General features: G+C 43.6%; 31 protein-coding genes and 1 pseudogene. 1 reads left to right on the top strand and 31 read right to left on the bottom strand.

Features of this window, described 5'->3' with window-relative positions:
- Nucleotides 1–9: 9 nt before the first annotated feature.
- The 20 genes and pseudogenes from M1D67_RS10370 to M1D67_RS10275 form a co-directional block, all read right to left on the bottom strand.
- The gene (locus M1D67_RS10370) at nt 10–846 is read right to left on the bottom strand and encodes a phage tail family protein (protein WP_096748147.1); all 837 of its coding nucleotides are present in this window, start codon (nt 844–846) and stop codon (nt 10–12) included.
- Nucleotides 846–4,736 (bottom strand): phage tail tape measure protein, encoded by a 3,891-nt coding sequence (locus M1D67_RS10365; protein WP_479831809.1) that lies wholly within the window; start codon nt 4,734–4,736, stop codon nt 846–848. Before M1D67_RS10365 ends, M1D67_RS10370 begins: the two co-directional genes overlap by 1 nt.
- Nucleotides 4,737–4,748: 12 nt before the next feature.
- Nucleotides 4,749–4,931, bottom strand: a complete 183-nt coding sequence (locus tag M1D67_RS10360) for a hypothetical protein (RefSeq protein WP_096748149.1) — start codon at nt 4,929–4,931, stop codon at nt 4,749–4,751.
- Between the two features lie 2 nt (nt 4,932–4,933).
- Nucleotides 4,934–5,269: a phage tail assembly chaperone G gene (gene gpG / locus M1D67_RS10355; protein WP_096748150.1), complete on the bottom strand. Its 336-nt coding sequence runs from the start codon at nt 5,267–5,269 to the stop codon at nt 4,934–4,936.
- Between the two features lie 65 nt (nt 5,270–5,334).
- Entirely contained in the window at nt 5,335–5,940 is a 606-nt protein-coding gene (locus M1D67_RS10350; RefSeq protein WP_315968925.1) for a major tail protein, read from the bottom strand.
- Nucleotides 5,940–6,320: a tail completion protein gp17 gene (gene gp17, locus M1D67_RS10345; RefSeq protein ID WP_096748152.1), complete on the bottom strand. Its 381-nt coding sequence runs from the start codon at nt 6,318–6,320 to the stop codon at nt 5,940–5,942. Before gp17 ends, M1D67_RS10350 begins: the two co-directional genes overlap by 1 nt.
- Nucleotides 6,317–6,700, bottom strand: a complete 384-nt coding sequence (locus M1D67_RS10340; RefSeq protein WP_096748153.1) for an HK97-gp10 family putative phage morphogenesis protein — start codon at nt 6,698–6,700, stop codon at nt 6,317–6,319. The genes gp17 and M1D67_RS10340 overlap by 4 nt, the downstream gene beginning before the upstream one ends.
- Nucleotides 6,693–7,067: a phage head closure protein gene (locus M1D67_RS10335; protein ID WP_075213406.1), complete on the bottom strand. Its 375-nt coding sequence runs from the start codon at nt 7,065–7,067 to the stop codon at nt 6,693–6,695. Before M1D67_RS10335 ends, M1D67_RS10340 begins: the two co-directional genes overlap by 8 nt.
- Nucleotides 6,997–7,347, bottom strand: a complete 351-nt coding sequence (locus M1D67_RS10330; protein ID WP_059231687.1) for a head-tail connector protein — start codon at nt 7,345–7,347, stop codon at nt 6,997–6,999. The genes M1D67_RS10335 and M1D67_RS10330 overlap by 71 nt, the downstream gene beginning before the upstream one ends.
- 15 nt (nt 7,348–7,362) lie before the next feature.
- Nucleotides 7,363–7,812 (bottom strand): collagen-like triple helix repeat-containing protein, encoded by a 450-nt coding sequence (locus tag M1D67_RS10325; RefSeq protein WP_096748154.1) that lies wholly within the window; start codon nt 7,810–7,812, stop codon nt 7,363–7,365.
- A gap of 25 nt (nt 7,813–7,837) precedes the next feature.
- Nucleotides 7,838–8,131: a hypothetical protein gene (locus M1D67_RS10320; RefSeq protein WP_065643963.1), complete on the bottom strand. Its 294-nt coding sequence runs from the start codon at nt 8,129–8,131 to the stop codon at nt 7,838–7,840.
- A gap of 16 nt (nt 8,132–8,147) precedes the next feature.
- Nucleotides 8,148–9,353 carry a phage major capsid protein gene (locus tag M1D67_RS10315; RefSeq protein ID WP_081376398.1) on the bottom strand — a complete coding sequence of 402 codons (1,206 nt, stop codon included), beginning with the start codon at nt 9,351–9,353 and terminating at the stop codon, nt 8,148–8,150.
- A gap of 39 nt (nt 9,354–9,392) precedes the next feature.
- Nucleotides 9,393–10,022: an HK97 family phage prohead protease gene (locus M1D67_RS10310; RefSeq protein WP_479831808.1), complete on the bottom strand. Its 630-nt coding sequence runs from the start codon at nt 10,020–10,022 to the stop codon at nt 9,393–9,395.
- Nucleotides 10,012–11,259, bottom strand: a complete 1,248-nt coding sequence (locus M1D67_RS10305; protein WP_096748155.1) for a phage portal protein — start codon at nt 11,257–11,259, stop codon at nt 10,012–10,014. The genes M1D67_RS10310 and M1D67_RS10305 overlap by 11 nt, the downstream gene beginning before the upstream one ends.
- Before the next feature lie 5 nt (nt 11,260–11,264).
- Entirely contained in the window at nt 11,265–11,435 is a 171-nt protein-coding gene (locus M1D67_RS10300) for a hypothetical protein (protein WP_198403082.1), read from the bottom strand.
- An 11-nt stretch (nt 11,436–11,446) separates the two neighbouring features.
- Nucleotides 11,447–12,526: pseudogene (locus tag M1D67_RS10295) on the bottom strand (terminase large subunit); the annotation flags it as partial.
- 265 nt (nt 12,527–12,791) lie between these two features.
- Nucleotides 12,792–13,439: a terminase large subunit domain-containing protein gene (locus tag M1D67_RS10290; RefSeq protein ID WP_254636389.1), complete on the bottom strand. Its 648-nt coding sequence runs from the start codon at nt 13,437–13,439 to the stop codon at nt 12,792–12,794.
- A complete protein-coding gene (locus tag M1D67_RS10285; RefSeq protein ID WP_009330380.1) occupies nt 13,439–13,972 on the bottom strand; it encodes a phage terminase small subunit P27 family in 534 nt (177 codons plus the stop codon). The genes M1D67_RS10290 and M1D67_RS10285 overlap by 1 nt, the downstream gene beginning before the upstream one ends.
- 381 nt (nt 13,973–14,353) lie before the next feature.
- Nucleotides 14,354–14,728 carry an HNH endonuclease signature motif containing protein gene (locus M1D67_RS10280; protein ID WP_479831807.1) on the bottom strand — a complete coding sequence of 125 codons (375 nt, stop codon included), beginning with the start codon at nt 14,726–14,728 and terminating at the stop codon, nt 14,354–14,356.
- Between the two features lie 124 nt (nt 14,729–14,852).
- Nucleotides 14,853–15,011 carry a hypothetical protein gene (locus tag M1D67_RS10275; RefSeq protein ID WP_479831806.1) on the bottom strand — a complete coding sequence of 53 codons (159 nt, stop codon included), beginning with the start codon at nt 15,009–15,011 and terminating at the stop codon, nt 14,853–14,855.
- A 206-nt stretch (nt 15,012–15,217) separates the two neighbouring features.
- On the opposite strand from M1D67_RS10275, the gene M1D67_RS10270 reads away from it, so the two are divergent.
- A complete protein-coding gene (locus tag M1D67_RS10270) occupies nt 15,218–15,829 on the top strand; it encodes a matrixin family metalloprotease (protein ID WP_479831805.1) in 612 nt (203 codons plus the stop codon).
- A 100-nt stretch (nt 15,830–15,929) separates the two neighbouring features.
- On the opposite strand, the gene M1D67_RS10265 is transcribed toward M1D67_RS10270, so the two are convergent.
- The 11 genes from M1D67_RS10265 to M1D67_RS10215 form a co-directional block, all read right to left on the bottom strand.
- Nucleotides 15,930–16,187, bottom strand: coding sequence for a hypothetical protein (locus M1D67_RS10265; RefSeq protein WP_217620798.1), 258 nt, complete (start codon nt 16,185–16,187; stop codon nt 15,930–15,932).
- 415 nt (nt 16,188–16,602) lie between these two features.
- The gene (locus M1D67_RS10260; RefSeq protein WP_479831804.1) at nt 16,603–16,983 is read right to left on the bottom strand and encodes an ArpU family phage packaging/lysis transcriptional regulator; all 381 of its coding nucleotides are present in this window, start codon (nt 16,981–16,983) and stop codon (nt 16,603–16,605) included.
- Nucleotides 16,984–17,130: 147 nt separating this feature from the next.
- Nucleotides 17,131–17,940, bottom strand: a complete 810-nt coding sequence (locus M1D67_RS10255; RefSeq protein ID WP_479831803.1) for a DNA adenine methylase — start codon at nt 17,938–17,940, stop codon at nt 17,131–17,133.
- A 14-nt stretch (nt 17,941–17,954) separates the two neighbouring features.
- Nucleotides 17,955–18,479, bottom strand: coding sequence for a putative metallopeptidase (locus tag M1D67_RS10250; protein ID WP_479831802.1), 525 nt, complete (start codon nt 18,477–18,479; stop codon nt 17,955–17,957).
- Nucleotides 18,480–18,481: 2 nt separating this feature from the next.
- Nucleotides 18,482–18,652 carry a Fur-regulated basic protein FbpA gene (locus M1D67_RS10245; RefSeq protein WP_096748166.1) on the bottom strand — a complete coding sequence of 57 codons (171 nt, stop codon included), beginning with the start codon at nt 18,650–18,652 and terminating at the stop codon, nt 18,482–18,484.
- Entirely contained in the window at nt 18,649–19,188 is a 540-nt protein-coding gene (locus tag M1D67_RS10240; RefSeq protein WP_105981188.1) for an ERCC4 domain-containing protein, read from the bottom strand. Before M1D67_RS10240 ends, M1D67_RS10245 begins: the two co-directional genes overlap by 4 nt.
- Nucleotides 19,185–19,622: a hypothetical protein gene (locus M1D67_RS10235; protein ID WP_096748168.1), complete on the bottom strand. Its 438-nt coding sequence runs from the start codon at nt 19,620–19,622 to the stop codon at nt 19,185–19,187. The genes M1D67_RS10240 and M1D67_RS10235 overlap by 4 nt, the downstream gene beginning before the upstream one ends.
- 269 nt (nt 19,623–19,891) lie before the next feature.
- A complete protein-coding gene (locus M1D67_RS10230; RefSeq protein ID WP_479831801.1) occupies nt 19,892–22,324 on the bottom strand; it encodes a phage/plasmid primase, P4 family in 2,433 nt (810 codons plus the stop codon).
- A 60-nt stretch (nt 22,325–22,384) separates the two neighbouring features.
- Nucleotides 22,385–22,825 (bottom strand): DUF669 domain-containing protein, encoded by a 441-nt coding sequence (locus M1D67_RS10225; RefSeq protein WP_061578359.1) that lies wholly within the window; start codon nt 22,823–22,825, stop codon nt 22,385–22,387.
- Between the two features lie 18 nt (nt 22,826–22,843).
- Nucleotides 22,844–23,197, bottom strand: a complete 354-nt coding sequence (locus M1D67_RS10220; RefSeq protein WP_479831800.1) for a hypothetical protein — start codon at nt 23,195–23,197, stop codon at nt 22,844–22,846.
- Nucleotides 23,187–24,122, bottom strand: a complete 936-nt coding sequence (locus M1D67_RS10215; RefSeq protein WP_479831799.1) for an AAA family ATPase — start codon at nt 24,120–24,122, stop codon at nt 23,187–23,189. Before M1D67_RS10215 ends, M1D67_RS10220 begins: the two co-directional genes overlap by 11 nt.
- Between the last annotated feature and the right edge of the window lie 2 nt (nt 24,123–24,124).

Below are 24,124 nucleotides of genomic sequence, written 5' to 3'. Positions count from 1 at the left end.
GCATGCTCCTTACGCGTAGTAGAAACGGGTATCGAATATGATTTCAAAATCATTGGTATTCTGGATTTCAAAATCATTCATACCTATATCGAGTCCCGGGAGCCTGCCGGATGTTTTGATAGGTGTTTTATTGATCACCGTGTATTGCTTAATAAAAGAAACGCGCTGTGATTTTTTTAATTCCTGTTCAATTTTCAGTTTCTCACCATTTGTATGGTTGATGATCGTCACATTTTTTCCGGCCGCCCATAAGGTCACATTGTAGTCATGCTCAAGAGGATTGATATAGGCGTCCCCAGTGTTATAAACCTGAAACCTCCTTCGATTTTTGAACCTGTATTCCAGATCGTCACGCATTTGAATATTCATTCCTGGACTCCAATGTTCACCGTCAAAATTTTGCTTTGTCAGAGATGTAAATTTGGATTCTGCCAGGCCAGTGACGTTATTAAATTCCACAGTAAAAGAAGTTTGGTTTTTCTGTTTCTCTTTCTGTATGCTGAAATTACCGTCACACGTAACGAGAAAACGGAGATTAGGCAATAGATCGGTTGAAATATAATAAGGGAACGGCTTCACCAAAAGCGCATAAAGTTCTCGCCTGTACTGATAAAAATTTTCTGCGATGATCGAGTTTAATAGAATTTCTACCTTGATAGATCGCTCTTTAAAAACAACATCGCGGGGATGCTGTGGCAAGACAAGGCCGTTGATCCTCGGTATCTTCACTGTTTCCCGTTCAATAGCCGGTGAATCAGGTGTAAAGCTCAGCAACTTAAAATGGGGGAGCAAACTTGATAAGCTCTGTTCCCCCAGGCCATTATTAAAATCTAAATAAAGGTTCATCAGGTTCGTCTCACCCCACTCTGATAAGCATTTTGATCATATCGATCTAAACTCTTCCTATCCAAAATCCTGCCGTCACCTTGTTCAAAAACGATTTCCGCCACTTGTTTTCCATCAATATTGACAGGCGCCGGATAAATTCTAATTGGCCCGCCTGCGGCCGCTGGCTCTGTTTGTTCTCCAAACGATAAACCATTTGAAAGAAGCGTAATGAGAGCATCCAGCTTCTGATTCAAAGAAGGTGTATCAACTTCATTTCGGACGACTAACTCCGAACGCAAGGACAGCAACTCATCAGCCGCGCCTTTTATGTTGTAAGCCATTTTGTTGATCTCCTGTTTGAGTGACAGGTTGGCTCCTTGCCCTAACGCCTGGGCGCTTCGTTTTGCACGCGCGACTGTTTTACTTATTCCTATCGCGAATCCATCTGTAAAGTTGTTACCTTCAGCCATACTCTTTTTCGCCGGCGAATGGGAGTCAATCGACTTTTTCAATGCTGATAATGCAGATTTACCAAGATTCCAAGCTGCTTTGAAAAGCGAGTTACTGCCGATTCCGCCCTTAATTCCATTAACAAATCCAGAAACAAAATCAGAACCCACACTGCTGGTTTTCACACTTTTCAACCCGGATTTCGCCTTGTTTGATACCTTCGAACCGGCATTGTAAGACGCGGTTTGCTGACTCATCAATCCTTTGGTCAAGTCCATACCGGCTTTCTTACCGCCCCCGCCGTCAGTTGTCTGACCGAGACGACCGGACACGTTTTTTGAAAGGCTTGCTGCAGTATTATTGTTTTTAGGCTTTGTGGAACTTAAACCGGCATTGTGTTGATCACCTTTTTCTTTACCGGCTGTACGGGCTTGGCCGCTATTTTTAGACAGTTCGCTGTTGACAGATTGACGGAGCACGCTGCTGGATTGTTTATTAATCCCGAGCGTGTTTCTTAAACCGAGAGCAAAGGCATTTCCTTTTTCCATTCCAAACTGCTTCGGCTGCGTCTTTCCTTGGCTTAATCCCTGATTAGCTCCTTTACCAATAAGACTCCCAGTTTCTTGGGCCTGTCCTAATGTACTGCTCAAACCAAGAGTGAATGCTGATCCTTTTTCTCGTCCGGCCTGTTCAGCTCTTTCATTGCCGCCGTTCATTTTTTCAAGGACGTTTTGGATCGCTTCGTCTGCTTTTGCTTCGGCTTCCTCCTGGGTATTTCCGAGACCGACATAAAAATCCTCAAGGGCTTGTCTGGTCGTCTCAATAGCTTTTTCTTTGCTTGTTCCGAGTTTGTTTAAGTATTCAATTTGTTTTTGAGCCCATCGTTCTTGATATTCAGAATCTTTTTCCTCAATAGTTTTTACCATCCCCATAGAATTAGAGATGAATTGCGTCTGTCTTTCAAGAGCCTTTCCAGTTTCTAAGTCAAGAAGCTCGCCGTTCTTAGACATTTTCGAGAAAAGTGCACGAGAATTTTCCTCATAACTTGCTGTATTTTTAGCAAGGGTCTTTTGGAAGTCTGCTGTACTTTTTTTCAAGAGAGCTTCTTTTTGTTGAGCATCTATATAGCCCTGTGCATACAACTGATTCAAGACTTTGTTCCGGTATTCATAATCTTCTTTCGCGGCTTTTTTGCCCTCGTCGTAGACTTTTTTAATCTTGTCGTTGTATTCTTTTGCTTGCTTGAAAGAGAGCTTTCCTTGCTGCTCTGTTACCGCTTTTTGCATTGCAAGAGCTTCTTTTTGATTTGCCGCAAATTTGCTGGTAGATTCTTCGAAATATGAAATGATCTCTTGGTATTTTCGTTTCTGAGCATCATTCATTTTGGAAGAGACAAGACCGGTTTCTTTCTGAAGTTTTTGCAGTTCCTTGACTTTTTCTCTGGCTTCTCCGATATCCGCGTCTATATCGCCGACCATTTTGTCCACGATTTTTTCACCGGCTTTTTGGGTGTTCTTATCGGTATCTTCCATCAAGCCTTCAATTACAACAATCGCATCTTTTTTCAACATCTCAAGCTGTTGTATTAGTTCGTCTCGCATATCAGAATACGTTTGAACTAATTTTGTAGCCATCTTATCGGCTTCCTCACCGGAAACCCGTGTCAGCTCAAAAAGTTGGGATTCCGCTTTTTCCCTCAAATCCACATAAGAGCCTGCGGCTTTTTGTGTTGCCTTTGAAACTCCTTCACCAAAAAGCAAAGTTTTTTCTCTGGCTTCCTCCTGCTTCTTCTTCATGTTTTCGGTTTGTTCGGAAACGGCATACATGGCGACTCCTAAAGAGCCCAATAAAGCCGTACCTCCGACAATAGCCAAACCCACAGGACCGGTAAAAGCTAAAAGAGCGCCGACTCCTGCCGTCAGTGTAGCGACAGCCGTCGTCACGCCTAATACTCCCGCAGTAAGAACCGCAGTTTTTCCAATGGTTGCTTGTGTGCCTTTATCCAGGTTGTTAAACATGGTAAGAAGGGCGGAGCCTTTATCCGCAAGGTCACCGATTGAAGGAAGAAGTCCCTCGGTTAACGCAATTTTCGCGCCTTCCATAGCCGACTGAAATTTTGTGATGCTTCCTTGAGCATTATCAAGCATGGTATCTGCCATCTTTTTGGCTGCGCCGTCGGATTCTTTCAGCTTTTTCGTATTTTCTCCGAGCGCTTTCGAACCTTTTTGAAGAAGGACAGCCCAATGTTTATAGGCTTCAGCGCCGACAATCGTTTTCAGAGTAGCCGCCTGCTGCTCTTTGGTCATGCCTTTCATGCCCTTTTCCATTTCTGCGATGACTTCAGGCATGCTTTTCATGTTGCCGGCAGCATCAAAAAATTCAAAACCAAGTCGATCAATTTCTTTTTGTGCCTTCCTGGCAGGAGTTGCGAGACGGATCAGGGACGTACCAAAAGCTTGACCTGCAATAGTACCCTGTAAGCCGGCATCACCAAACGCCATGATGGCAGCGGCTGATTCTTCCATGCCCCAGCCGAGAGAGTTCGCATTTGGTGCCAGGAACTTCATTGCCTCGCCCATTTGCTCAACATTGGTATTGGCGTTGGATGCTGCATAGGCTATCACATCGGCTGCATGTGCCGATTCTTCGGCCTTTAATGCAAAGGCAGACATGATGTTTGATGTAATATCTGCAGCTGTTCCAAGTTCAAGCTGTCCGGCCGCTGCAAGGCTTAACATGCCAGGCATAGCCCCGTAAATCTCATTGGTTTTAAATCCAGTCATCGCAAGGAAGTTCTGTGCTTCTGCAGCTTGGCTGGCTGTGAAAGACGTGCTGGCGCCAAGTTCTTTCGCTTGCTCCGTTAACTTGGCGAGGTCTTTCGCGGTGCCGCCTGAAATCGCCTGCACTTTACTCATTTGCTTTTCAAAATCCATACCAACTTGAACCGCATCTTTTAAAGGAAGGACCAAACCACCAAAGGCAATACCCGATGTCATGGCGACAGATGAACCGACATTCCTCATTGTGCTGCCGACTGCATTCATTCTTTGGCCCATTCTGTGGATGGTGGCAGAAGCGCTCCTAGATTCATCCTCCAGCCTTTTGATCCTCTGCGTGGTCTGCGTCAAAGCATTTTGCGTTTTATTCATTTCAGCTGTCGCATAGTTCAGCCGCCGAGCCAGCATCTGAGTTTCTTGAGCATCTTTGCCCTTTTTTATAGCTGAATCAGCATAAGCACGCTCAAGAGCTTTTACTTTTCGCTTGTGAATGTCCAACTGCCGGCTGAGTGTTTTCGCTTTTTCTTGAGACGTCCTTAATTCATTGCCCCATACGCCTACAGCTGTACGGTTCTTTTCGAATTCAGATTTGACGTTCTTCATTTGCTGAGCAACAGCACGCATTTCCGTTCTGAATTGGTTCGAGTTTGAATACAGTCTGACTTTTATGTCCTTTGCCAATCGGTCACCCCCTTACCCGAGCACCTGGTCAATGTAAAGGCGCTTTTCTTCTTTCTCTCCTGCGGGCTTTCCACCGGCTTCTTTTCGGCGGGCCAGGCGCCGCAGGTGGTAAACAATGTCCATTTCATCAATCTGGTTTTGTGTATAGCCGATTTCTTCTAACGCGTTGTACATGTCAATGACAGCGTCAGACAAATTTACTTCCCCGGCTCTTCACCGTCTTTTGGATCAGGGTTTAAAATCTGGCTGGCTTCAGCGATATTTCCTAAAACGTAGTTTGCTGTGCCGTAAATTGTTCTCGTGACCAACCTCGCATCAATGCCATTTTCAAACTCATCAACTGAGAATTTATTCCCAAACGTATTACAGACAAATTCAATTTGTTTTTCAGTGAAAATGCGCTCAGCATCTGTTGACTCAATATCCTCTGTGATCTCAGCCGCTTCCCGGAACAGCTTTCCTGAAATGAAATTTGGTGTGACAAACTTTTTGTTTTTATCATTGATTCTGAGATTGATTGAAATAGGTTCCATCTTGATTCCTCCCTGTTTTTGAACAATAAAAAAGAGCGCCTATAAGCGCTCATGATTGTTTTATTTTAGTCTCCAAGATCGTTTGCTTTACCGCCAGAATCCGCTGCGAAAGGTAACCCGTTATAGACAACCTGATCAAACCAGCCTTCTCCATTAAATGTGTCGCTGTCCTCCGCTTGCGCTTTCCAGCGTTTCTTTCCTTTCGGATTTTGCAACAATTGAAATCCAACCTTAAATTTTGTACTTTGCGGATCGACTTTTTCCTCTTTTGTCTTGCCTTCGGCTCCTAATAACTCGGGTAATCCTTTAAGAAGCCAATAATAGCGGTATCCTCCATTTGATTTCTTCGCTCTGAACCCAAAAGCTAAATAAATGGTTTGGTCATCACCGCTGGCAAAAGAAACACCGTTTTCTACTTGATGTCCATAAATTTTATTTTGTATGTCTAAAGGCATGTCAGCCATTTCTGCTTCTAAATCAATGTCACCCATGCTGTTAAAGCTGTCAAAGACCCCATTATCAGCCCAGAATTTTGTTTGTTCTGATTTGGGATCAACTTTTACGTTAACCGCGCCTGGGATTCTTTCAGGCTTACCAAATTCCAAACCTTTTTCGTCATCCTGAATGACTTCTGCATAATGAAACATATCTAAACCGTAAATTGTTGGCACTATTTTTCCTCCTCAAAAAAGTCTTTGATATATCGCATAGCTTTGTGAAAAATCTTGTCTGTCTTTTCGTATAAATCTTGTGAATCATACCGACGGTATCCAATCGATTTCATAAGCTGGTCAATTTCTTTTGCGATTTTGGTTTCTTTATTAACCGTATTTGAATTGGTAAAAATGCTGATCTGAAAGCGAACCTCCGAGGATCGCGCCTGATTATCGGCATATGAATCATCAGCATTTTTCAATTCTGTATATATGACTCTTGGGTATGCATTAACATCTGAAGCGACTCTATTATGAAAGCCGCCTGTCACCAGTTCTTTTAATGAAAAATCGTTGACCAGGGCAGCACTCAATTCTGCTTTTGCATCAAAACTCATTTGATTGGAGCTGTTAGAATACGGGCCATTACTTCCACAGCTGACGCCTCCCCTTCATTCCTGCCTTTTTCGATAAAAGGATACGGTGGCATTTTTGATGTTCCATACTCCAAGAATCTGGCCCGATAAGCGACTTTTTTATTGGGTCCAATTGAAACGAACTTTTCTGCGCCTTTAGATTCCCTGGCCTTTGAAACCGTAATGTTATCAGCTATATGGGGCTGATTCTTATCGCTTCGATTAACATTTTGTCGCTGGTGCTGCGCGATAATTTCCCCGCCGGCTTGCAAAGCCACATCTTCCGCCTTTTCCACGTCTTCACCGATTCTTTCAAAATATCGATCTAGGTCGGCCAGCCCTTCAAAGTTCATTTCAGCCATTGAGCCCCACCTCCTGGCACATAATTTCAAGCCACTTTTTTGAATCTTCAGGATCGTTAAAGTCAAGGATGTCAAAGGCTCGGAAAACAGGTTCACCCTTTTCATTTGTGCCGATCTGTTCAACAATTCTCATATCGCGTTGAATATCTTGCCGAAACCGAATGGTGATCTTTTTAGGCGATTTAACGCCCCATGCCCCCGCAATCATAGATTCATTGTTTCCGAGAGAGCTAACCCCCTCCACAGCGCCCCACACGGTGAATAAATCAATATAAGTTTCGGTCCAGTTCAACTCTTCATCCTGAATCTCGGTCTTCTTTTGAAAGGTCAGGCGGTGCCGCAGATCGCTGGTCCTCTTTTTCTTCATCTTCCTGCACCTCATCATCCGTATAACGCAGTTGCGTCAATAGATTTTCAACAGTAAAAGGGATGGACGAACCTGTTGTCCCTGACTCATACATCCCTCTGTTTTCGTACCAATGCTGGACAAGCATTTTGACCACAATTTCAAATTGTGGGTTCCCATCAACAAACCGCCCAATAGCATTGACAATATAGCTTTTCGCTGCCGCAATAAATTGCGATAACATTTGATCATCTTCAGAGTGGTCTAGGCGGAGATAGTTTTTCATATCCACCAAATTCATGATGGTTCACCCGCCTTATTCTTGTAGCTCATTGTTCGCGGAATCGTCAGAGCCTGCCACTTTTTCTCTCAACTCATCAATTTGAGATTGAAGACTATCAAACATGGCCTTTACTTCGCTGTTTAAGTTATCCGGCATGACGCTGCCAGTACCAATGTTTTTACTTCTGACAACATTTTCACCAAGCATTTCGTGGGTGATGCTCCCGTCTTCAATGACAGCAGGATCACCTTTCTCACCTTTGGGTCCTGGCTCTCCCTGTGGGCCTTGTGGGCCGGTATCTCCTTTGTCCCCTTTTGGCCCTTGTGGTCCCTGGGGCCCTGGTTCCCCCTGCATCCCTTTAATGTATAAAGGGTTGTCTTCACTGTTATTCTTCAAATAGACAGCTGTTACAGGCTTACCTGTGCCATCATCCTCTGCGGAAGTGTAAACACCGTTGCTCTGGTTTAAAAATTGATCTGCCATTTTTCATCATCCTTTGCTTGAAATTTTATTCAGTGCCAGATGAACCCTCTAACTCTTTCAGCTTGGCTTCAATATCGGTAAAACGCTTCAAAATAGTCGAGTTCAAATGCTCTTCCATTACACTGCCGGTACCGATGTTGTTACTTCGAACGGATTTGTCATCGAGCATTTCATGAGTCACGCGGATATTTGATCCGTCCCCGCCAAAAGTAACTTCCTGCCCGTCCTTTATGACTTTTCCGCCATCAATCTCTAAAACACCGCCAATGACCGTTCGATCTCCGCCATCGGTGTTATAGTTTTTTGTTACATGTGACATCAAGGCTTCCTCCTCATTATTTTGCTGCCTCTTCAAGTGTTAACTGACCGTATACGGCCGCTTCAGAGTCCCACAGTTTGACATCTTCGCGTTCAATAGCGCGCACTTTTGTTGTGTTGGTTTCGAATGCACCGGCACCCACATCCGTGGAGGCGATGGACTGCTGTTGACGGTCGAACAAGACAATTGCCTCTTTCAGATCCCCAACGATCACAGGTGCTTTTCCTGATTTTGTTTTCAGCACTCTGTTAGAAACGACAACAACCCGGCGGCCAAACAGCATTTTTTGTGTTGGCTCAGTCGGGTTGTCTTTAAGAAGATAACGGCCGTCACCATCTTTCAAATTGTCAAGGTAATCAAAGCCGTCTTGGTTCGTCATAATGATAGCGTTTGGTGAAATCGCAGGATCAAGGGTCACATTAAGGGTTTTCTTAATGGCATCTAACCCTTTAAAATCAACCTTTTTCAGTTTTTCAAGAGCTGCAAGAATAAGTGCATTACGGGTTGTGATCGACTTTTTGGCGAACCACTTTGCCACATAGTTCATAATTGCTTGGTCTGTATCTTGCAGCAATGTATTTGAAAGAGGCAAGATTCCAGCATAATCAACAATGTTGTAGGATAGCTTGCTAAATTTCGGCTGATCTGTTTCTTGAATTTCATCCATTTCTTCAAGAACCGCGAACGGAGTCATGTCGCTGTTTTTCTCGAGCATTCTTGTTCCTGAACGCGTTGCAACCGGTTCTACTGTCACGTATTGTTCAAGCTGGTGTTCCTGCTCCCGCTTTAATTCTTTAATAGTTCTGGAAATATCCTCAGGAATTAAAATGCCGCCGTCTTCCTCATTTTTACCAGACATAGCTCTAAATTCAGGGCTTTCAAGTAAGTCCCGTTCTTCCTCAGTCAGACGCTTACCACGAATTGATTTGACAAAGACAGAAGTAAATTCTTTTTGTCTTTCTTCCTTGTCTTCATTTCCGTTTGATCGATTTTGCAAATCGCTCCCCAATTTTGAACCAAAATTATCTTCCGGTAATTCCGGAACAGCAAGAGAACGGCCTTCCGCCAATAATTCAATTTGATTTTTTAAGGTCTTGGCCTCGTCAAGAAGCGTACGAGCCTCTTCGGCATTTCCCTCCTGCAGCTTTTGATCAGCTTCTTTTTTCTTTTCCGTAAATTGTTGTCTCAATTCAATTTCTTTTTTGCTCATTTGCATTGGCATAAATCGTTTCCTCCTTGTTTTTAGACACAAAAAAGACCTCTATTCAGGGAGAATAAGGTCTAATAGTTCTAGTTCCATTTTCAAATTGTCTTCCGGCAACCTCCGTGCTTCTTTGAGCAGCTCCACTTTCTCCAAACTCCGGGATCCGACGACTGCCTCCGTGTCGTTATAGGCCGGGGTGGTGACAAGTGAAATATCATATATGCGATGGATTTTATTGATCCGTCTTTCATAAATGTCTTCCTCATCATTAAAACGCCATTCATCAGCATCCGCCTCATTGTGATTTAAGGAAAAAGCAAAAGAACACTGGTTTATGACACCGCTTTTTATATTCGCCATTAAATCACGCGCGTATGACGTATCTGACGGCTTAAAACGGAATTTGAGACCTATGTTGTCCGCTTCTAATTCAAGCCGCCCTGTGTCCCCTGAGACGGTATTTCGAGCTAACGGGAAATCTTGCCGATGATTAAACAGCGCGATGACATTTGTTAGATCGGTCGAATTCAGGGCATTCCGACTAATAATTTCCTTAAACCACCCCCCAAGCCGCTCAGACCATTTTTCAAATTTCAGGGCGTATCCTTCCACAAATTCGCTTTTATCCTCACCCTCAGAACGAATTTCTATAGGTGTGGTTAACTGCCGAATCTCTTTATCCTTCATCCTTTTTGTCACCTCCCTTCAGGGCACCGCCAGCTTTAAGCCGCTGGTATTCCTCCATAAAGTCCAGAAAAACATAGTTTAAGCTGGACATGTATTTTTCTCCGTATTCAATCGGATTCCGCTCAATTAATGCCCTGATTTCGTTTTTATTTAAGGCGCCGATTTCATGGAGTATTTTCAAATATTCGGCCTGTGTCTTGCTGTCTCCGCGCAGCTCACTATCAATGTTGAATTTCACATAGTGGCCGGATTCCGTTTCATGGTCCATAAAGAGCTTAACGTTAAGCTCCTGTTCGAAATTAATAATCCACGGCTGGAGAGTGTTTCTCACATATTCAATGGATTGATGTTCGATATTTGAGAATGTAGCCTTATCCAGCTCATTAAGCTTGTGCAAAGGTACTTTGTAAATCATCGATATTTGGGCCTTATTGAATTTCATCGATTCCACGAATTGTGCCTCTTGCAGCGGCATAGCGATGGGTTGATATTCAAGACCGTTGTCGATGATCGCAATATTTTCACCTTGATTGACTCGTTTCCATTCTTTACGTACATTTTCTTTCGGCTTCTCATCTAAAAAAGCAGGAACCTTTAAGATCCCGCGCGGCGTTGCCTCGTTTTTATACAGCTTCGCATTATATTTTGTTGCGGCGGCCTGAGCTCCAATGTGTTCGCGAACGACGCCGATGGGTGATTTTCCTTGTATGCCGTCAGTGGAAAGGCCTTTGAAATGTAATACCTCATGCTCAAAAAGTTCCACTGTCTGCCCATTGAGAACAGTTTGATACCACAGCATGCCCGTTTTTGGATGAACAAAGGCATTTGTAGCGTCCGGCCGTAATGGATACAAGCCTTTTGGATAGCCATTGGCTCCAAACTCAATGTATGAGTAGCCATTCCCCCAAGTCAAAACATGAGTCATCATGAGTTTTTTCCAGGTGAACGCGGTCATGTAAGGGTTGGGCCGAGCATAGACAACATAGGCAGCCGGATGACTCGGCTTTCGCTCGATCCCGCATTCTAATTTTTGATAGGTATGAATAGGGAGCTTGGCGATGTCATCAGATAATACATTCACACAGGCAAAAACATCCGGCTGCACAAGCGAATTTCTTTCATTCACTTTTTCGCCGCTTGCCGTCTGTCTACCGCCGAATAAATTTAAAAACAAATCATTGAAGCCGTTAATATCCTTGGAATCAGTTCGTTTCTCAAACACCCGATCAATTAGCAATTATTTCACCTCCCTTTCTTGGTCAGGAGATAGGCATAAAACATAAAAAATACACCCGTCAGAATCAGACCGATGTTTGTGTTAACTCTGTATGCAGCTGCAAGGATGAAGGCGGCCCCCACCACAAACAGCAGATCATTTAAAATTAAAAGCAGAAAGGCCAGCAATTTTTTCATTCTCTCACATCCTAAAAGCTGAAATTATCAGACATGAAATGTGCATTCAAGTCTACTTTTTGGTTTGTTTCGTGATACATCGCCCTGGCGTATGCGTTAATGACAGCTGCAGCCGGGTCGATTCTTTGAGGAGATTTTGCTTTATCCAGCATGATATTCTCCTGAGGATCAATTTTCATGATCGCGTTATTGATCGCCCAATTTAAAACCGGGTCATCCCCGTGAATAATTTTGCCGTCATACACTTTTTGACGAAAGTCTTTTGTCGGCAAAGATAGATGATTGATTCTTTGCGGAATCTCCACCATGGTATGGCCTTTAGCTTCAAGCCGTTGGGCCAAATGCAATGCATTCCATTTGTCATATGCGGTTTCCTGTGGCCGGAATCGATGCTTGTAAATAAATTCAATGATCCATTTTTCAACTATTTGATAATCAACGGCGTCGCCAGGCGTATACGTAATGTAGCCCATCTCTTTCCATAGATCATACGGCACTTTATCCGTCGCCATTTTTTCTTTTGCGCGCCCTTCAGGCATGAAGGAATGTTGTCCGACATAATAGATTCCATCAAGAACACCAACCCAGCCGACTGATGTTAAGTCGGTAGTCATGGACAAATCCAGCCCAAGATATACCGCCATGTTTTCCAGATCAGGAATTTCACCGCTGCACGCGCGCCATTTTGACATTTTCATATAGCCGTTATCCTTTTGATCAACCCACCGGTTCATATTCTTGGTAAGGAAGCTTCGCATTTTTTCTGGAATTTCGAGCGCAACCTTTAAGGCAGAGCGTAGTGACTCCATACCTTCCGGATACGTTGCAACAATAGGGTTGGCTTTGATCCAGTTTGACTCGTCTTTTATGTCGTCATCTGGATCAAGTTCGCAGATCATAACAAAATAATCATCGTTTTCTGTGTCGGCATCAGGATCGAGAATCTTGCTTGTATATTGGTATTCCTTAAAACATGGCCGCTCCATGTTAAACCCGGCTGTCGTAATGATTGCCATTAACGGGCTGCGCCGGGCGACCATACCACTGTCAAGCACATCATAAATTTCACTTGTCTCGTGGGCATGATATTCCACATTGTTATCGTAAAGGCTTTTTATCCTCTACTTCTTACAGTTTCCTGTAAGGTCAGCATATATTTTCACCTTTAACTGAATAGTAAGGTGTCAACCACTCGTGGGGGCTTTTTTGCTCTCTTAACGCTCAGCCCCTATGCGTTACGGTGGCGAGTGATGTTCTCGCTTACCACGGTATTATCATGAGCCAGTTTTATTAACCTGTAACTATGGCTTTTAGATTCCACCGTTTTTGGTTGATTTTCACTAACTTATTTCTAAGTTAGGCGACAAATAATTTATCGACTATGCCCAAGCTAGGGTTTTTACCGTCTCCGAGCTTCCGCGCCTCCCGGGAAAGAGGCTGAATTATTGAGTTCGTTTTATACTTTTTTACCCGGCCGTTTGCAGATGTATATTTTCCTTCAAGGATCGGAGCATGCTGCAGCTGTTCAAGAATCGCCTGGTAAACTTCGTCTGACTGCTCCCGGGACCATCCAGCAATAAACACCCGATGTTTTTCGGTGGTCGGGAACACTTCATAAGACGCCATGAGCGCGAGAAATTGCGATTTCGCATTCTTACGAGCCAGCTGGATATAAACTTTTCGGAACCGGCGGGCACCGTTTTCCTTTTTGAAAAAGCCGTATACATTGGCCGCAATAAAGAGCTGAAAGTCCGTCAGCTCAATCGGCTCACCCGCAAGTATCCCCTCAACATGCCTGAACTGCCGCGCCCATTCGTAAAAATCTAGCACTGCTTCAGCGTCATAGTAAAAGGGGCAATCCGGGTCCGCTAACGCCTCCACATCTTTTAAAAACCGCTGCACAGCCCATTTATGCTTTTGACAAGCCTTTATCTCACCGGAAAGTATTTTTTCGCAATAGGCCCATACACGCTCAATCAGAATTTCAGCGGTGACCTCTTGCATTACATCCGGCCCCCAAACCGCTCTTCCTCTTTTGATTTCGGCTTGTCGTCATCCTTTTTAGGAATCACGAGCTTGCAGCGCGAGGAAATGGTTAAGCCCAAATCACTGGAAGCCTGCCGGCATTGTTTGAATAGTTTATCTTGATTGATTAGCAAGTCCGAATACGCTTCATTGACTACCGATTTTTCTTTTTCCCCCACGATATTTCCCTGTTTGTCCACATCTCTGACGACTATCGTTTTCATTGGCCCCTGCTCAAGCAGCTGGTCCGTCACCTGAAGGTAAAGCTTCCGCGAATATAAAAAACGGGCGAGCGCATCAACATCTAAATTCGTCATAATTCCGATGTTTTTCAGCTCGTCCGCTATTTTTTTGAACTCCCTTTTTAAGTCTTTCGGTAAATAAGAAGGCGCCTTTACTTTGTCGCTTGGCGCCTTGATCTCCTGCTTTCTTCGTTCTTCAATCTCCTGTTTTGTCAGGTTTTTCTTACCTTTGACAAGCAATAAATCAACCGGTTGCCTTGGTCTTGCCATTCCCTCACCTCCTTCCGAAATTTCATTTAGGGAATTTTTCAAAATGTGGAGGGGAGCGCGGTCTCCGGCGAATCCATTCCAGAGATTTAAGGGCGGGGGGTCTCCATTTCCTCCCGCAGCTGCAGCATGGCCGTTTCTAATTCCTCTCGAGCTTGCGTGTATTTTTGTTTGTATACGTCAATTCCCTTTTGAGCTTGTGCTTTAAGACGTAGTACAGTCAGCTTCTTTACCTTCTGTTGCATGCGCCTGATCGTCTCGTTTGTATAGTAGGACGTGTATTCAGTCTGACACCGCGGACACTTGATGTAATGCTGCCGCACCCCGTTGTCATGCTTCCTAACCTTTGAACATCCTTTGATATGGAACTTGGTTCCACAGTGATCACATACGCAGGTTTGATGTTCTGTTGCCAAAGCCTCCATCCTCCTTCGCGGTCTTCCTGCTATGGCAGGGCGCACACAGCGGCTGCCAGTTGGAAGAATCCCAAAATAGTTTTTTATCTCCTTTATGCGGAACGATATGGTCAACGACTGTTGCGGGAACCCTCCTGCCTTCCTTCATGCAGGAAACACAGAAAGGATACTTTGACAGGTAACCCTGTCTTGCCTTCCGCCACTTGCTGTCATATCCCCGGCGGGCGGCTGACTTACGGTATTGATCATAGGTTGGCTTGGCTCTCTTGTGCTGTTCGCAGTAACCTTCCCGGGTAAGAGTCGGGCAGCCTGGTTCATTGCAGGGCTTTAAAGGTTTATTCATTGCGAACCTTCCTCCAGCTTGCGAAGCTGTCGATTATAAACGATTGCCTTTGTTCCAAACTTGCCATCTTTATCGATGTATTCAATGTCGATATGTGTTGGGTTAAGCTTTGAATCATCATCCGTTAAAAATGAAAAATCCCTTTTATAGTTCCTTTTAACTTCTCACCCTTGTAAAATACCTGCGAGACTAGGTCAATATCATTAAGCTCAATCCGCAGTAATTGCGGCTTTTTCTTAGATAGCTTTACACCTTTATTAAGGCTTGGCTTCTCAATATGCAATTTGTTTCCCCCTTATATAAAAAAGACCTTTCTTATTAGAAAAGTCTTAACGGTTGAACCAGTCCTATTTCGGAGTGCACACATGAGCTTTGCGAGTTAGCGGGCCATTCCATTCACCTCCTTCTACATTTTTTAAAATCAAAAGTATAAATTTTCCATAATAGGTAATATTTAATATTGAATTTCAACAGAAAGGATGATTATTTATGAATAACCAAAACCATCTTCTAACTCAGTATCCGCTAGACAATAATGAGGATATTTTTCTTCCCCCTCGTTGTGGAGTCTCTGATATAGATACTCGAACTCAAGGCAGGTGGGAAACCAATGATCTAACTTATACTTTTAAAAACTTCACGCCTGATCTTTCCGAAGATAAAATTAGACAAACAATAATGGAAAGCTTTCATGTATGGTCTAGTGTTTGCTCTTTAAAATTCACAGAAGTTTCAATGGATAAGAATCCACACATTGTTATATTGTTTGGTGCTAAAGAACATGGTGACAATAATCCATTTGATGGACCAAATGGTGTTATAGCACATGCATATTATCCTCCAACTGGAAATCAAAACTGTGATATTTGCGGAGATATTCATTTTGATGATGATGAAACCTTTGTCTTGGAAAATTCCAGTGAATCTTCTCATTTCGATTTAAAAAGTGTAGCTATACATGAAATAGGACATGCTCTTGGTTTACCTCATAATACATCAAATAGAAATTCGGTTATGTATCCTTACTATAAATATCAACATACACTAGACAGTGTAGACATAGCTGATATTCAAAAACTATATCCTATTCAAGTTCACTAATATAAGGGCTCAATTTGAGCCCTTTTCTTCTTCAGTATGTGAAATTCACTGGACCCGGTTTACAGAGAATATAAAAAAGCATCCCGAAGGATGCTAAATTTTAGCTTTCTTTTACTGCTTTTAACACTCCGAGAATTGCATTAGCCTTGTCGTAGCCATCTTTTTTCAAGTCTTTTGCATCATCGTTTAATCTTTGAATTAAATACATACTCTCAAAATTTTGCTCAGCATAGATCACACTTTTCATCGCCCATGTTTCTAGTTCTGCACCTTTAAGAATCATTTTTCCAGTCATGTCATGTTTAACGGCTGTACTTATAACTCTTTCACCTTCACTAATCAATTGATCCAAATCCATCATTCTCACCTCCCGCCTTCTTATCGGACAGGAAGTGGAAAATTAAACAATTTGCGAAATTTGTCGAACGATTCCCCCTTACGCTAAACGCTTACTAAAATTGCGTCTCACACATACCCCGGGAGGAAGCCAAGCATTGTAAGACGGCATGTCCAAAAAAAACATACTGCTTACAAATCTCCCGATACCAAAGCCGCAAGACTAGCGCGATCCGGCTCAGAATGTTCCTCCCGTTTGGCTACATTCTTCATCGCCTTAATTTGAGTATCCGAATTCACCTTGATAAGGGAATGGTGCGTATCCCGTTATTTCTTGATAAGTAAATCTTATCGACAAATCAAAAATAAATAGTCTCCTTTTTTGTCTCCCTTTTTGTACCCCAAAATGTTTACTTTTTGTCCAAATAAAAAAGCACTCAGATGATTCCGAGTGCTGTAGCAAGGCGGCAAATCGCCCTCTTTTTCAGTTCATAATAAGTGTTTTTCTTTAAACCCAAATCCATATAGATATGAATATCTTTGACCCTGGCAGCAGTCAGGTATTTCTTCTCGATGATCAAACGTTCCTCATCATCCAAGCTGTTTTTTAAAGCGCGTTCCATCTGCTTGACCTTAAGCTCGTTAACGGAAAATGAATCCCGGAGGGAAGGGAAGATGTTAATGCCGGCAGACGAACATTCTTTTTTATTCTCTAATTGGACTTTGAGCGCGCGGTAATTTTTCAGTTCTTTGATGACTATTTTTCGGACGGCTTTCTCGTCCACATCATCGAGAAAAGATAGCTGTTCCTTTGACATCCTTTCCCTCCATTCGTTCATTTTTCTTTTTCCCATTCTTGGATCCGTCTTTCAGCAATCTCCATCCAGATGAACGGAGCAGCAAGAATGACGATTCCTATAATTAGATAAATCATAACTCCTCCTTATCGGCGCCCACCACGCCTCCTAATCAAATAAACTGAGCTGAGTAATTTTATAATTGAACAGCAACATTTCTTCGGCCCAGTTTCCTTTTCCGGATCCACCGACAACCTGCTTGTATGCTGAAAATGTTTCTCTCCCCCAATTCGGATAGAGCTCGAGTATCAAAGGATCGTCATAATAGGAGAGAACCACTTTTCCTTTCGCTTGATTCAGCAGCCCTGCCAACTCTCGGTGATCCTGCTCCGTAAACCCGCCGGCGTAAAACTGTTCACGGCCGACATACGGAGGATCAACATAAAAGAGAGTATCCGGGCTATCGTATTTTTCAATAATTGTCCTGAAATCCTTGCACTCAATCATGACACCCTTCATTCGGTTAGCGAATGACTGAAAAGCTGTACAGGCGCTTATGTATCCGCCCGCAGGATTCTGACCGCTTTTTGTACTGTGACGCCATCCGGTTTGTGGCACGTTCTCCGCGTTTCCCTTACTGATTCCGGACCGATTCATATAAAACCACCTGACAGCCCGATCAAAGTCATCTGCTGGATAATTCTCGACTTTCCACTTTTCATAAAGTGCCCGACTGTACGGAATAGACTCGCAAGCCTTTTGCATTGCCTTCGGATCCTTTCTGACTTGCATTAGGAAATTGACCACATTTCCGTCAATATCGTTGTACACTTCATGTGATATTTTCGGCTTGTTGGCTATAACATGAGCCGCGCCGCCAAAAGGCTCAACATACACCTTATGGGCGGGCATTTTGTTTATAATGTGTTCGGCATATTTGGCCTTGCCGCCGAACCAGATTAAAGGTGATCTTGGCATCTTGCCGCCTCCCATCACTTCACCCTCTGAAGCCGCTGCTCTCTATTCACATCATCAATATTCATTTGATAGTCAGCCTCCCGGACGGCTGCGGCGAATGATTCAATCCCTTTTTCCCAAAGGCCGTGACGCTCAATGATTTCCGAAAACTCTTCAACGTCATGCTCACGGATCCCCCAGCTGTCAGGGTCGTCTGCGGGCCCGTACATGGTAACCCATTTGCTTGAGTCATTCGGATCTGGTTCCTCCCATTCCGCGCGGGTAAAATGACAAAGCTCATGATCGACCAGGGCGGCACGCTGCTCTTGGTTCATCGTCTTCCATGCTTCCTTATTGATGAATACAAAAAGCATGTAATCAGTCATATGGCGCTCAAAGGCCGTGCATTTTTTCGCCTTCCCGGCCCATTTGCTGTTGCCCTCCCGGATGTAAAAACCAATGTGTTTCTTTGCATCTTTTAAATGTGGGTGGTGCTCTTCGATTAAATTTTCGGCCAGCTGCCGCACCTCTTGTGATTCTTCAAAACCTACAAATGCCATGATCATCTTCCCCTTTCAATTAATTTCTTTTTGAATATTTCGTCTAATTCAGTCAATGAAAGCTCGTACAGCTGCCGACCGTCAGGCGTTTTAAAAAATCCCATTTTAAGCAGCCGCGCTTTAAGCTCGTCCTTTTTCCTTTCACAATAAAGGGCCTTCATTAAGTCATTCACAACAGGCCCCCCTTTAACAGCTCCCGGGCCATATAATGAAAATGGTGATAGATATAGTTTCCGGTCGCGCTCGGGTTAATAAAAACGGTTGAGAAATTGTAACGGACTTCAAACGTTTTTAAGCTGCCAAGCAGAGACTGTGGCTTATATTGTGAGCGATATTTTCCGTTCAATATTTTTTGGTAGCCTTCCAGATCCTCCACAAGAAGAGTGAAAGGGTGTTTGGCTGCACGGATCAATTCATTTTCAAACCGAGAACGGTCCTTAATGGATTGAACTAGCTCATCAACTCCGTTTTTCCGTTCGATAGCAGCGTTCAAATACATGTCCCGGCTGATCCCGTATTCCTCGTTTCTCGGGATCATGGCGGAATAATCACCCGTCTTCATCCCTTTGAATTTGATGGATACGTTCTTTTTGCGGAGATAGTCAAGAACATGCTGGTTCTTCTGCTCCCTCGTATCCACAATAATGATCATGCTGTCGAGAATATTTTTCATTTCAGTATCCGAATAGTTGTAATGAATAATCGTCATGCTTTCTTCCCCTTAAAGTACGACATGGCCCTTTCATAGATTTCTAAAGAGAGCTTGTCCGTTTCTTCATCCTCAAAATTCGCAACGGAACTGTTCAGATCTCTCCAGCCGTTCTCCCAAAATAGAACGAGCAATCTCGCGGCTTTGGTTGCCGCATCCCACTCATGATTGAACCAGTCGTCTATTTTTGGATTCATTTCTTGATCTATGCCCATAAAATAATTGATGATTTTATCAATGGTCTGTTTGACTTTATGATCCTGCATTGAGTATTCACCTTTTAAATACTGGATGAGCCGTTTTTTATGTGACTGAACAAATTCCACAAGTTCTGGATAGACGTTCTCCGGATGCTCAATATAAAGGTCATCCCCGTCCAGAACTAAAGGTGATCCCAAAAAGGCAAGGTCATCACAAATTTGTTTTGGGTGCAAAATTATCACCTCTTTTAAAAAGGGGTTACTAAAGGGTTATCGAACTTAAATTTCAGTAACCCTTTAAAAACTCAGTCATATCAAGGGTTTCAACCTCTTTTGGGTTACTGGGTTATCAAAGGTTACCTATTTTTCTATTAAAGTCTATATACTTATATATATATTTATTTTTTTATTTATTTTTTTCATGAGAACGGAACATAGAATTTAAGTAACCCTTAGTAACCCCTAAATAATGTAAAACTTCACAAACCCTTATATATCAATGGTTAAAGCTTCTTTCTATTGATAGAAGCGACCTTACTTGGGTTACTTTTTGAAGAAAATTCAGTAACCCTTTCAGTAACCCGCCCATCATTATTCTGCAAAAAGCTTCCTCCGGCATATTGATTTAATGTCATCCCATGAATAAATGTCTTGTTTTTTGCACCTTTTACTTTTTTAAAGCCTCGAATTTCTAATTGACGATAAAAGGCGCGATTTTTCAACTCAACATCATCATTTTCATAACACCAATCTTTGTATTCCTTATAAAGTTCCTTTGCTTCGATTTTTGCAGCCGGATGAGTGACACACTTTTCAGCAAGAAAAGGGGCGAGAATGTCCATATCCTCCCGGTAGCCTTCCGTTGCCTTCCTGATCGCTTCCGGTTCTCCCAGGCCTTCCTTCTGCCACTTCAAGCAGCCCTCAATAGCCCACCGCAGGATCCCTGGCATTTCCGCAGCCAGTTTCTGAGGAAGCTTCTTGTCTACTTTTTCTTTTGGAATCGTGACAGTAAACGGGATCAGCCGGATCCGGCGCCAAATCCCCTCATCGCTGCCTTTAACGATCGGTTTATGGTTTGTGGTAAAGAAGACTTTAAATTCCGGTGTAAACTCAAAGTATTCCTGGCGCAGAAAACGTGCTGACATCTTTTCGCCGCCGGTGATCTGCTTCACCAACGATTCAGACAGCTGCTGTCCCTCTTCACTCTCAACGGCCGACACAAATCGGGCACCGTCCAACCTGGCAATATCATTGTTTATGGCGCTGTCATTTTTCTTCTTTATAAAGGTGTCGCTGTTTGTCTGCCGCCCATAGTCCCCGAACAGGTGCTGAACAGTATTGATAAAGGTTGATTTACCATTCCGACCGTTCCCAAATAGAAAGAACATCACCTGTTCTGTGGTGTCCCCGGTCAGCGAATAGCCAATTGCCTTCTGCATGAAATCAATAATTTCATAGTTCGGCGCGCCCTGGTCATCTATAAAAATACTTTCCAAGAAAGCTTTCCAGTTCGGACAGTCGGCGTCCGGTTGATAAGAGACAGGAGATATTTTTGTAAAAAGCAGATCCCTATCATGCGGCAGAAGTTCTCCTGTTTTCAGATCAATCACACCGTTATCGCAATTGAAAAGATATTTGTGGGAATCCAGTTCCTGCTTCCTCACTGAAACCATTGGCCGGACATCTAAAATGGTGTTCATCCGTATATTGCGGCGCTCGCATTTCTTCGCCCAATCATTGAGCTGTTTTTTTCGGAATTTGTCTTCTGTGGCCTTGGCCTCGCCGTATAACGCCCGTAATGTTTTCGCGGTGATAGCTTCAATTTTCCGTTTGCTGTCTTCTTCCCATCGCTTGCCGTTCCAGATCAGCCAGTCAAGCTCGTTACAGTATCGGATATTCTTTCCGTGATAGTAGACAATTCGCTCAGCGTTGCCAAGCTCCGTTAAATGAAAGACCGGCGGGGTGTCAATGATCTCTTCTGTATCCTCAACTTGAGAATTATCGGAATGAGAAATGTACACCTCATACGGCTGTTCCTGCTGCTCTTCCAGCAAATCAGAAATTGTGGCATGAGTTGAATAAACGGCCGCGGCAATGGTCATGTCTCCATATGTAGCGCCGTCAGATGAATGCTGTCGATCCCATTTCTCCCGGAACAAACCCGATTCGCGAAACATGGAATCCATTTTTGCGGGATCTTTATCCGTCCAGAATGCCAAGTGATTACACAAAGCCATATCTGTGGCCGAGTGATCATCGTTTATCAGATGACCGTTAAACAGATCCTGAATGCTCTTCCCGTTCTTGCTGTTGAACATCCTTTCCCATATCTCCTTATTGGAGAGATTGCTCATATCTTTGGATGAAACAGCGGGCGGGGTGGACGGTTTCGATTCTTCTTTTTTGTCCTTCAAATACTTTTCGAACAGCTCTTTGAGCTCGTCTGTTCGTTCTTCAACGGCCCCGATCCCGAGACTATTACCGGTAAAGGTGAAATAGCGGCCGTGGCGGTATACTTCCAGTCCAAGTTCAGGATTTTTTCTCCCTGTGCCCGGCCCGCGCAATGGGATCTTACCTTTTGTGATGATGTGGACTCCTTTGCCGCTGGGTGAATATTCGGTGTAACTGCTAATCGCCTGAACAATTTCCTCAGCAAACGGGGACAAGACACCGTCCTCCACACAATGATCTATGTCTATGCCGATGAACGGATCATCTTTTGAAAACATGAAGCCGATCCCGTCATAATCTCGATCGTTATAAAATTTCAAAACGGTCGGGAATGTCGACCAGGTTCTTTTATTACTGGATTGAGCCATGCTGCCGTCAATCTGGTACGGCACTTTTGTTTTCTTACCGTCACGTTCTTCGGAACGCCATAAAATCCACTGAGGGGCGTTTTTTAGCTCTTGCGGTATGTTCTTAAATTCGTACATGTGATAACTCCCCTTTAAAAACGAGGGAGCTATACACTCCCTCAAATGTGTTTTTTATGATCAAAACGGTACATCATCGTCACTGATGTTAACTGGAGCTGCTTCCGGTGCTGGCGCCTCAGACGGCTTAAACGCTTTGACTTCCGGATATTTTTTGCCGTTGTGCTCTCGTTCTCCGACAACCAGGCGAACCGGTTTATTCAGAAACGCATTGGCCCATTCGATATGATCTTTAAATTTCATTCCGTTTGGAAAACCCGCGGCCTTTGATGCTTGATGAAATCTCCACATTGCATTGTCTGTAACCGTGAAGTTATCGTATAGGATTTTTTGGCCCTGACATGGCTGCTCAACGTCAGAACGAATTTCATAGTCTACGACAAGTCGCTTATTTCCGGATGAAGCTGCTGTTTTCTCCTCAAAATTGATAACTGTTGCCTCATATTCTCCTGGTTTAATCGGTTCAAAAGCTTCACCTTTGCTGTGGTCTACTGTGAACATATTTAATTCCTCCATTCATTATTTTCCGTTTAAAACTGCTACAAGATTTTCAGCTATAGACGCAATTACATTAGGATCTGTAACGTCTTCATTTCTTAGGTCATAAAGCACGCTATCGATTCCGCTGTTTAATCTATCAATCTCCGAAATTAACCAGGGGATGTCTTGACGAGCGTTAGCAATAAAAATACAATCGTTTTCTCTTGGGATATTGGGATAATCTACCTGCACCTCGGCAATTGAACCGTAGCCTGGCCCTTTCGGCCCCCAAATTAATCTGGCTTTCCCTCGGTCATAGTTGATATCACTATTTGGTGACCACGGTCCCTCTGTTGCCGCAGCAACACGTTGGCGAATTTCCTCAAGCTTCATTTTGATCACCTCCTGCAGCCTTTAATCTCTCAAGGGCGGCCGTCGCAAGCTTTTTATTCCATTGATCAAGTTTTTTATTGGCTTTGATCTGAAATTCTTCAACCATCTGCGCGGCTGCTTCGTTGCCGGAAACAATCGCTTTAATTTCCTCAATCAAACGGATCCGTTCAGCTTCTTCCTCTGCCTTCACGTCAATGCCGAGCTCAAGCCATTGGTAAAGCTTGCGGCCGACTTCTGGATTGAGTTTAAAAGAAGAGCCTTCAAACATGCGTGTATTGTCTTTGGATGTTTCCGCCATGTGATCGATACTGATATTGAAATTGAGCATGAACTCGTATTCCATTTCGTCTTTCTGTACCGGTTTGGTCCCGACTTTTCGCGGTGCCATCTTTCCGTTTTCATCCGGTTCAACAACATACTCCGTTTTTGTTCTCAATGTCGCCAAGATGTGGACATCGTTTTGCGTTAAGGTCTTAATCAATTTGGTTGTTTCAGGCGCAAGCTTACCCCAATTTTGAAATGAGTTGCCGGACATGCTCCCGTGTTTTTCTACTATCCCGCCTTCCCCTTGCCAGTTGTGGGAAAGCGAATCAATCACGACCACCTCGGCCCCGGCGTTCTTGATAGCCTCCACAGCCAATTGATAACGTTCTGTGGTGTAAGGCGGCGTAAAATCAATATGTTTAAAACTCCCGATCCGCACGTCATCAAATTGCAAGTTTGCATACAGTTTGGCGCGGCGGTGCTCAGTATCCACAACACCAATCTTTGACCAGACTTCCTCATTGCTTGCCTCCGGGTATGCTTCCCGCATCATTCCGTAAGCGACAAGCAGGGCGCCGGCAGTCTTTCCGGATCCACTCGGCCCGATAAAGCCGACAATTGCCTTTTCTTTTTCACGTTGTGCGTTTGTGACTTGAAACATCT

Source organism: Bacillus sp. PK6-025 (genome assembly GCF_056530265.1).
Note: the sequence above shows the minus strand (reverse complement) of the source record. Positions and strands in the feature narration are given on the sequence as shown.